Origin of the sequence: Methylomonas lenta, from assembly GCF_001644015.1 — a bacterium.
Classification (GTDB): Bacteria; Pseudomonadota; Gammaproteobacteria; order Methylococcales; family Methylomonadaceae; genus Methylomonas; species Methylomonas lenta.
The window spans coordinates 1-9,707 of record NZ_LUUI01000156.1 but is presented as its reverse complement, the minus strand read 5'-3'; the positions used below and the strand labels follow the sequence as shown (position 1 = coordinate 9,707).

The 9,707-nt window shown below is 47.4% G+C and carries 9 protein-coding genes; 7 read left to right on the top strand and 2 right to left on the bottom strand.

Going from position 1 to position 9,707, the window contains the following annotated elements:
* Positions 1 to 93: 93 nt before the first annotated feature.
* Together A1359_RS19600 and A1359_RS19595 are read left to right on the top strand one after the other, a co-directional pair.
* Positions 94 to 648, top strand: a complete 555-nt coding sequence (locus tag A1359_RS19600) for a hypothetical protein (RefSeq protein WP_066987464.1) — start codon at positions 94 to 96, stop codon at positions 646 to 648.
* 114 nt (positions 649 to 762) lie between these two features.
* Positions 763 to 1,128, top strand: coding sequence for a DUF167 domain-containing protein (locus tag A1359_RS19595; RefSeq protein ID WP_198159417.1), 366 nt, complete (start codon positions 763 to 765; stop codon positions 1,126 to 1,128).
* Here the strand turns inward: A1359_RS19595 and A1359_RS19590 are convergent.
* Both A1359_RS19590 and A1359_RS19585 read right to left on the bottom strand, forming a co-directional pair.
* The gene (locus tag A1359_RS19590) at positions 1,125 to 1,457 is read right to left on the bottom strand and encodes a hypothetical protein (protein ID WP_066987460.1); all 333 of its coding nucleotides are present in this window, start codon (positions 1,455 to 1,457) and stop codon (positions 1,125 to 1,127) included. The genes A1359_RS19595 and A1359_RS19590 overlap by 4 nt on opposite strands.
* Before the next feature lie 177 nt (positions 1,458 to 1,634).
* A complete protein-coding gene (locus tag A1359_RS19585) occupies positions 1,635 to 2,159 on the bottom strand; it encodes an outer membrane protein assembly factor BamE (protein ID WP_066987456.1) in 525 nt (174 codons plus the stop codon).
* A 114-nt stretch (positions 2,160 to 2,273) separates the two neighbouring features.
* Here A1359_RS19585 and fur point away from each other — a divergent pair, with 114 nt between their 5' ends.
* The 5 genes from fur to A1359_RS19560 all read left to right on the top strand — a co-directional run bounded on the left by fur (position 2,274) and on the right by A1359_RS19560 (position 9,495).
* Positions 2,274 to 2,690 (top strand): ferric iron uptake transcriptional regulator, encoded by a 417-nt coding sequence (gene fur / locus A1359_RS19580; protein WP_066987452.1) that lies wholly within the window; start codon positions 2,274 to 2,276, stop codon positions 2,688 to 2,690.
* Positions 2,691 to 2,701: 11 nt separating this feature from the next.
* Entirely contained in the window at positions 2,702 to 3,949 is a 1,248-nt protein-coding gene (locus A1359_RS19575) for a lipoprotein-releasing ABC transporter permease subunit (protein ID WP_066987450.1), read from the top strand.
* Positions 3,942 to 4,622 carry a lipoprotein-releasing ABC transporter ATP-binding protein LolD gene (gene lolD / locus A1359_RS19570; protein ID WP_066987447.1) on the top strand — a complete coding sequence of 227 codons (681 nt, stop codon included), beginning with the start codon at positions 3,942 to 3,944 and terminating at the stop codon, positions 4,620 to 4,622. The genes A1359_RS19575 and lolD overlap by 8 nt, the downstream gene beginning before the upstream one ends.
* 215 nt (positions 4,623 to 4,837) lie before the next feature.
* Positions 4,838 to 8,731: an ATP-dependent RNA helicase HrpA gene (hrpA, locus tag A1359_RS19565; protein ID WP_066987444.1), complete on the top strand. Its 3,894-nt coding sequence runs from the start codon at positions 4,838 to 4,840 to the stop codon at positions 8,729 to 8,731.
* Positions 8,732 to 8,772: 41 nt separating this feature from the next.
* Entirely contained in the window at positions 8,773 to 9,495 is a 723-nt protein-coding gene (locus tag A1359_RS19560; protein WP_066987441.1) for a rhomboid family intramembrane serine protease, read from the top strand.
* The last annotated feature ends 212 nt before the right edge of the window (positions 9,496 to 9,707 follow it).

The following is a 9,707-nucleotide window of genomic DNA, read 5'->3' as shown; positions in this document are numbered from 1 at the left end:
CTCCGCGTGGTAACGCAGTACCTGTCGCTCCAGCGTCTCTGAAAGTAAACTCTGGAACGTGGAAATGATGAAGTAAATCAGGAGAGGTCAGCGATGTCTGTCAATTTTGCCGAAGTTGTAAAACTGCTTGAAAACGCATCAGCGTTCGATCTTTATCGTGTAACCGTGGCGATTCAGCATATGCTGGACGATCCTAAGCGCATGTTGGCCGTGAAACGCAATCTGCGTGTCGGTCAGGAAATCGAGTATTTTGATTCCAAACAAAACGCGCCGGTTAAAGCTCGATTGCTGGAGTGCAATAAAACCCGGGTGCTGGTGCAAAATCTCGCCGATGGTAAACGCTGGAATCTGCCTTATTATTGGTTGAATGTCGAGCAAACGGAAACCGTAATCGATACCAGTAGAGGTAAAGGTTTGCAACGCCATGAAATTGGGGTTGGCGATATTTTGGGCTTTGTGGCCAGCCGGGATGGACTGGAACGCTACGGCAAAGTTTTACGTTTGAATCCGAAAACGGTGACGCTGGATTGCAAAACCGAGGTTTGGAAAGTGTCCTATTCCGTGTTGTTCAAGGTAATCAATGCTGAAGCCGGTATGCCTGAGGACGATCCGTATCTAATCCAGGGGTCTTTATTCCCTCCACAATAAACCGGGGCGGGTTGGCGTTTAATCATGTAGGCCGGAATATGTCGGGTAGGGTGGGTAGGTTTTTTGTGCTTACGGTGATTTTTTTTAATTTCAGGCTGTTAAATATCCATCTATATGGCAAAAGTGAAAAAAACCAAACTGAAAGAAGACACTAAGAAAACGGGTAAAGGCGCGGCGATGAATGCTTTCTGTACCTGGGATGGTGATGTGTTGGTGTTGAATGTTCTTGGTACGCCTTCTGCAAAGTTGGATAAGATCGGCAAGTCTAAAGGCCATCAACTCAAAATCAGCGTTACCGCCACACCGGTCGGCGGTAAGGCTACCGATCACATGGTGCGCTTTCTGGCAAAAGAGTTTGGGGTGACAACCGGCGATATTGAGGTGGTGTTTGGGCGTTTTAATATCAATAAACAACTACGAATCAAGGCGCCCAAACAATTGCCGGCAGTGATCAGCAAGCAGTTAGCCGAAGCGGGTTAGTCTGAGTAGTTTGTCCAGCCGGCAGGTTCGCCTCGTCTTGCGGTTTGGATGGCTCGATTCGAATCTGGGTTTGAAGGGATTGCTACGTATGCCTGACAGCTGCGACACTTAAGCTTGGTGTGATCCCAATTTATAGAGCCTCGTGCATTATGGTGCAAATGTAACTCCCAGAACTTTTGACCCTGCCAGCGATATTTAACCCAATAAGCAGCAGAACGATCGCTACGTTGGGCTACTGTCTGGCGTTTATCGCCGGATGCAGAATATACGCCAACTCGCACAAACTCTGCACGTACCGCATCCCCGCTATTAGGTTGATGATCACACATAATTAAAGCTCCTTTACTAGTGAATTGCGTTTGACCGAGGGTCAATCTATTGGAACTAGACTTCACTGTCAATGTGCAATGTCGACGTCTCAAACCATAGGCTTGCTTAGGTTTTCCTGGTTACAAGGCTGGAATGCTGCTCCAGATGCTCACACCCGGAGGCTGTGCGGGTGGTTATTAGGGGGAGATGCTGTCGCTATCCATGGAAAACTCGTCTGTTTCTGGCTGGGAAGAGACTTTAGCCGGAGCGACATTGGGCTCGTCGCTATCGAATAGACTGGTAATTTTTTCCCACAAGGTGGTATCCAGATCGCGCTTGGGTACGTCAACGGTGGTTTCAGTGGATTCTTTTATAATCGGTAACGCGCTAGGCCTGAAATCGCCTTGTACCCCAGCCAGGTTATCCGCATTAAAGTACAAAGTTAGACGTTTTTGTACTCGGTCTTCGCCACCCGGTTGATTGGAATACAGATAATCCCAGCGCTGGGTATGAAACGTATCAGCCAGCATAGGTGATCCCATGATGTATAAAACCTGACGTTTCGTCATGTTAGGGCGTAGTTGATCCACCATGGATTGATCAATCATATTGCCTTGTTCGATGTCGATTTTATAAACGCCGGGCATGTTATTGAAAATGGTTTCGCAGGCAGTCATCGTCAGTGGTGCGGTAACAGCCAGCAGAAAAACGGTTCTTTTCATGGATTGAAGTGAATTCAGGTCGAAAATGAAAGGCTATTATCCCATAAATCTGCCAGCGGCTCGGGGCAAAAAAAGCTACAATGCTCATCTGCTTCAAATGATGGATGTGCACTTATGGAAACACAGGAAATACGCAATGCCGGCTTGAAGGTCACCTTGCCCAGAGTCAAGATTCTGGAGATTCTGGAAAAACAGGGCGAAGACAGACATCTGTCGGCCGAAAAAGTCTACAAAATTTTATTGGCAGAAGGTGAGGAAATAGGTCTGGCGACGGTTTATCGCGTCTTGACTCAATTTGAAGCTGCAGGTTTGGTAGAGCGTCATCATTTTGAAGGCGGCAATTCCATTTTTGAACTTAATACCGGTAGCCATCACGATCATGTGGTGTGTATAAAATGCGGAAAAGTTGATGAATTTACTGATGAAATTATTGAAAAACGTCAACTGGAAATTGCCGAACGCTTAGGCTATAACCTGACCGAACACAGTCTTTATCTATATGGCTATTGTGCTGATTGTAAAAACCTCTAACCTCATATTGCATGTTTAAACCTTTAATTCTCTACATCGGGTTGCGATATACCCGTGCCAAGCGTCGTACTCAGTTCATCTCCTTTATTACCTTCACTTCTGTATTAGGCATTGCTTTGGGCGTCACCGCTTTAATTACAGTGTTGTCGGTCATGAATGGCTTTGAAGCAGAATTGCGTGAACGCATTTTGGGTATGACTGCCCATAGCACTATTTCCGGGCGTCATGGACAATTAGACGATTGGCAAAGTCTTGCGGAGCGAGTAAAAACCATGCCGCATGTGGAAGGCTCTGCACCTTTTATTCAAGGCCAAGTCATGGTCAATGCAGACAGACAAGTGAGCGGCACCTTGGTGCAAGGCATTTTGCCAGCTTACGAACCCGGCGTATCTGAAGTTGCCAACAAAATGAAGTATGGCAGTCTGGATAATCTGAAGTCCGGTGAGTTCGGTATTATTCTGGGCGCTGAATTAGCCAATCATTTGGGCGTGTTCATGGGTGATAAAGTCACTGTGATTACGCCGCAAGTTAATTCCACCCCGGCAGGTATTTTGCCACGTCTGAAACGTTTTACCGTGGTCGGTATATTTCAAGTGGGCATGTACGAATACGATAGAAATATGGCGATGATACATTTGGACGATGCCGGTAAATTGTTTCGGCTTGAACCGGCGGTGTCTGGCTTGCGCTTAAAGCTGGATGATTTGTTTAACGCCCCGATCATCACTCAAAGCATGGCTGATGCCCTAGGTGATGGATACCGTGTCAGCGACTGGACTAAAGCTCACAGCAACTTTTTTCGAGCGGTACAAACCGAAAAACGCGCGATGTTTATTATTTTATTGTTGATTGTGGCGGTGGCGGCATTCAACATTGTGTCTACCCTGGTGATGGTGGTGACCGATAAGCGGGGCGATATTGCTATTCTTAAAACTCAAGGTTTGACCAATCTATCGGTGATGGGCATTTTTATTGTGTTGGGTTGTGTTATTGGCAGTGTCGGAACTCTGCTGGGCACTATCGGTGGTGTGGCTTTGGCTTTAAATGTGGAAACTATTGTGCCGGCGATTGAAAAAGCTTTTGGTGTGCATTTTATGGCTGCAGATGTGTATTACATCAGTGATGTACCTTCTAAATTGATTTGGGTGGACGTGTACTGGATTGCTGCTGTGGCATTTTTCCTTTCCTTGCTGGCAACCTTGTATCCAGCTTGGCAGGCCTCGCGTATCAATCCTGCCGAGGTGCTGCGTTATGAGTAAACCTATAATTTTGCAATGCCAGCAGCTTAGCAAACGCTTTGTGCAAGGCGATTTAAATGTAGAAGTATTGAAGGGCGTGGATTTATCGATTCGCGCCGGTGAACGTGTGGCCATCATGGGCGCATCCGGTTCAGGCAAAAGTACTTTACTGCATTTGTTGGGTGGACTGGAAAAACCTACTTCCGGCCATGTGACTTTAGACGGTTTTGATTTAAACAAAGTAGGCTCTGGCAAACTAAGTCAGCTGCGTAATCAATCTTTAGGCTTCATCTACCAGTTTCACCATTTGCTGGGTGAATTTACCATTCTGGAAAATGTGGCTATGCCTTTGCTGATAGGTAAGCATTCGATTAAACAGGCTCAGGATCAAGCCGCAGACTTATTAAAAAGAGTAGGATTAGGTCACCGTATTGCACACAAACCCGGCGAGTTATCCGGTGGTGAGCGTCAGCGTGCAGCCGTTGCCAGAGCATTGATCAACAAACCAAAATGCGTTTTGGCTGATGAGCCAACCGGTAATTTGGACAGTAAAACGGCTGATCAAATTTATCAGCTAATGCTGGAATTGAATCAGGAATTACAGGTGAGTTTCCTTGTGGTAACCCATGACCCGGACCTGGCAGCTCGTATGGATCATGTTTTACATATGGAAGATGGTTTGATTGTTTCTTAATTTCAAGGCATTTGTGCAAGCCATTTTCAAGGTGTGGAAAAGATCAGCCCGATCTTGCCTGCTGACTTTTTAATTCGATCCCAACGTTAGCTGTTATCCAAAATCTCGTTTATTGAGTCTGATAACCCATCCATGTTTCTATCAACCTATGCGCGGGTTCACCCGCGCTATGATGGTCATTCCATAATACCTGCCTTTTTTTGATAGTCGTCAATATGTCTGCGTCAGATACTTTTAAACAACTCGCTAAAAATCTCAACCACTGCATGCATATAGACCGGCATGCTTTAAAGCGACAACTCGATCGGTTGCGTAGCGATGCCGGCAAGGGTAAGGATGTGGCGGGCGCTTTACAGCAACTAGCCGGCAAAATTGACCGCTCTAGCAGTCGCTGTAATCAACGTCGGGCTTCGGTGCCGGTGATTAACTATCCGGATTTGCCGGTTAGCGGTAAGAAGGACGACATTGCCGAGTTAATCAAAAACAATCAGGTGACCATAGTCTGCGGCGAAACCGGTTCCGGCAAGACCACCCAGCTACCAAAAATCTGTCTGGAAATTGGCCGTGGTGTGACGGGATTGATCGGCCACACCCAGCCGCGCCGTATTGCTGCTCGCACGGTAGCCGACCGGATTGCTGAAGAGTTGGGGCAACCGATTGGGCAGGCGGTAGGCTATAAAGTACGCTTTCATGATCAGACTCATCCCAATTCCTTGGTCAAATTGATGACCGACGGTATCCTGCTGGCCGAGTCGCAAAACGATCCTTATTTAAATCAATACGACACCATCATTATCGATGAGGCGCACGAACGCAGCCTGAATATCGATTTTTTAATGGGTTATCTGCGCTGGCTGTTACCCAAGCGGAGCGATCTGAAAGTCATCATCACCTCGGCCACCATAGATCCGGAGCGCTTTGCCAAGCATTTCAATGATGCGCCCATCGTCAATGTCTCGGGCCGCACCTATCCCGTCGATGTACGTTACCGACCCATAGAACTGATCGAGGAAGACGACGAAACCTCTGCTGATTTGCAGCAGGCGATACTGGATGCGGTGGACGAGCTGTATCGGGATTTGCGCGGCGATATTTTGATTTTTTTGAGCGGCGAGCATGAGATTCGCGAAACCACCGAATCCTTACGCAAGTCGCATAACAATGGTCGCTACGAGGTGTTGCCGCTGTATTCCAAGCTCAGCGTGGCCGAACAGGAGCGGGTATTCAAACCAGCCGGTAATAAACCGCGTATTGTTTTGGCCACCAACGTCGCCGAAACCTCGCTGACTGTACCCGGTATTCGCTGCGTGATCGATTCCGGTCATGCCCGCATCAGTCGTTATAGTCATAAGAGCAAGATTCAACGCCTGCCGATAGAACGCATCTCACAAGCCAGTGCCAATCAGCGCTCCGGGCGCTGCGGTCGGGTGGCGGAAGGCATTTGTATTCGGCTGTATTCAAAGGAAGATTATCTGGCTCGGCCGGAATTCACAGAACCGGAAATTCTGCGCACCAATTTGTCGTCGGTGATTTTGCAGATGGCGGCCTTAAAGCTGGGCGATATCGAGGATTTTCCGTTCGTCGAGCCACCGGAAGACAAGATGATCCGCGACGGCAAGAATGCTTTGTTCGAAGTGGACGCGCTGGACAAACAAGGCCAACTTACCAACACCGGCCGGCAATTGGCCAAGATTCCCACCGACCCTAAGCTGGCGCGCATGCTGTTGGCTGCTGCTGAATTGGGCTCGTTGCACGAGGTGGCGATTATCGTTTCGGCCTTGAGCATACAAGACCCGCGCGACAAACCGGCCGATAAAATGCCTCAAGCGGAAGCCAAACATGCCCAATTCAAGGCCGAGGATTCGGATTTTCTGACCTTGCTGAATTTGTGGAATGCCTTTGAGGAGCAAAAAAAGCATCTGACCAACAGCAAACTGCGCAAGTATTGCCAGGAAAATTTCTTGTCCTACATGCGCATGCGCGAATGGCATGACATTCACACTCAAATCATGCAGGTGGCGCTGGGCGATTTACGTTTAAAAACCAGCGGCAATCCGGCCAATTACGAGCAGATTCATATGGCGCTGCTGCCGGGCTTGTTATCCAATATTGGTTTTAGACATGAGCAATACGAATACCTGGGCGCTCGCGGCCTGAAATTTTTTATCTTTCCCGGCTCCGGACAGCATAAAGCTCGGCCAAAATGGATTATGGCTGCCGAGCAAGTCGAAACCAGTAAAGTGTATGCGCGCACCGTAGCTAAAATTGAGCCGGAATGGGTTGAAGCTTGCGCCCAGCATCTGGTCAGGCGTAACTACTTCGATCCGCATTGGGAGAAAACCGCCGGCCGTTGCGGCGTCTACGAACGCACTTTGTTATACGGTTTGACCTTGCAAGCCAAGCGCAAAGTACCTTACGAAAATGTTGATGCCAAAGCCGCGCGGGATATGTTTATCCGTCATGCATTGGTTAATCAGGATTATCATTCCAATGCGCCGTTTTTTAAGGCCAACGAAAAGCTGCTGGAAGAAGTCGGTTACATCCAGCACAAAGGCCGCCGGGTGGATTTGGTGGAAGACGAGGAGTGGCTGTACCAGTTCTACGACAACAAGCTGCCGGCCGAAATCGTCAGCGGCATTGCCTTGGATCAGTGGCGCAAAAAAGTCGAACGCGATAATCCGAAGATTTTGTTTTTGACCAAAGAAGATCTGACGCGTAACGATGATAATCACATCAACGATTGGGATTTTCCGGATAGCAAAAAAATTGGTGATTTGACTATCGAATTGCATTACCGCTTCGACCCAGGTCACGACGAAGACGGCGTCACCGCGATTATTCCGGTACATCAATTGAACCAGATTCGCTCTGTACCGTTCGATTGGCTGGTGCCGGGCATGCTGGAAGAAAAAATAGTGGCGTTGCTCAAGTCCTTGCCCAAGCACTTGCGTAAGCATTTTGTGCCGGTGCCACAGACCGCTAAAGCCTGTCTGGAAATCGAACCGGATTTCAAAGGCTCGTTATACGAATGGCTGGGTAACCGTTTGCGTAAACTCACCGGTGAAGCCATCCCGCTGAATGAATGGCAGCCCAATACGCTGCCAGAGCATTTAAAAATGAATTTCCGGGTAGTGGATGACAAGGGCAGGGCGCTAGGCTATGGCCGTAATCTGGCTAAATTGCAGGCCGAACACGCCACCAAAGCCGGTCACAGTTTTGAAAAATTGGCGCAAGAGGAGATGAGTCATACGGGTTGTATCGCCTGGGTGTTTGATGATTTACCTGACACCTGGCAGTTTATGCAAAAAGGTCAGACTTTCGTTGGTTATCCGGCCATCGTCGATGAAGGCGAGACGGTAGGGGTGAAAATCCTGGAAACCCAGCAAAAGGCTGAGCGGGCGCATTTTGAAGGGCTGACCAAGTTGTTTCAATTGCAGTGTCGTAAAGAAGCCCAATACATCTTGAAAAATAGCGGTGTGGCGGCGGCTTTGCAGCTAGCCTATAACCAGTTGGCCAAACATCCGTTATTAAGTAAACGGCCGGGTGGTGAATTTAAACAGGATTTATTGTTTCTGATTTTTAGCAGCGTATTTGTGAATGCTGTCGAGATTCGCAGTCAGCAGGTTTTTGAAGCCCAGCTGGCGGAAAATAAATCCAGTTTAATCAGCGTCTGTAATCAAGTTGGCAAGCAAGTAATGGAAATCATGGCAAACTTGCAGAGTGTCAGGCAGCGCTTAAAGCAACCGGGTGTAAATCCAGCTTTACGCCTGGATGTGGAAAATCAATTAAGCTTGTTGTTATATAGTGGTTTTATTCGCTACACCCCATTGCTGCAGTTACAAGCGATACCTCGTTACTTAAAAGCTATTGAATTTCGTCTGGATAAGCAAAAGCCGGATTCAGCCGATGTACAAGGCTTGCAACGTTTATGGATACGTTATTGGCAATATATTGAAAAACAGCTGAAAACTACTTTGCCATCACCTGAACAAGATAGTTTTCGCTGGGGTCTGGAGGAGTTGAGAGTTTCTTTGTTTGCCCAACAGTTAAAAACGGCCGGCCCGATTTCGGTGCAACGGCTGGAAAAGCAATGGAACGAAATGTTTTGAATAGGCTCGTATTGATGTTTTAACCATGAAGGACGCTCAAGATGATACCGATTAGAGATTCGATACCGTGTAACACCACACCTTATGTTACCTGGGTCATCATGGGTATTTGTGTGCTAGTGTTTTTGCTGATGTTGTTAATGCCGAATCCTATGGCGCAGCATTTTCTGTCTCTGTATGGCATGGTGCCACTGCGTTACACCAATCCAACTTGGTCCCAGCATTTTGGTTTGCCGCCGGATTATTATTTTTCGTTCTTAAGTAGTTTGTTTTTGCATGGCGGTTGGGCGCATCTGGCTGTAAATATGATGTTTATGTGGATTTTTGCCGATAACATCGAAGACTTGATGGGGCATACTCGATTTTTAGTGTTTTATTTGCTATGCGGATTATTTGCCACATATGCGCAATGGTATTTTTCACAAAACCTGGTGGTGCCGGTAGTCGGGGCATCCGGAGCAATTGCTGGTGTGTTGGGTGCTTATTTTTTTAAATTTCCTTACGCCAGAGTAGTGATTTTGGTACCGATTCTAATTTTTCCGCTGTTTTTTGAAATCCCGGCCATTGCCTTTTTAGGCCTGTGGGTTATTTTGCAATTATATGAGCTTAGTACCGCTAGTGTGTTTCCAGGCATGGGCGGTAACTCGGCCTGGTGGGCGCATTTGGGTGGGTTTGCCATGGGTGCGTTGATTCATCCCTTATTTATCGAGAAAAAACCCACAACTTTTGATGCCGATGATGCCGACGCAGAATCGATTGAATAATGCAGTTTTGATGCTTGCTGCTACAGGTCGCAATTAAAGCGTTTGCACTCGCTTACTTAAGTTTTTAAAAGAAGTGCAGGAGGTCAGTCCTGCGATGCAAATATCCTTGCATAGGATTTATTCAAAAATAATCGCCTCAGATCTCTATTAGTGGGAAATGGTCGTTAGTCTGATATTTTCTACCCCTCTAACCGCCTCACTGCCATTAAGTT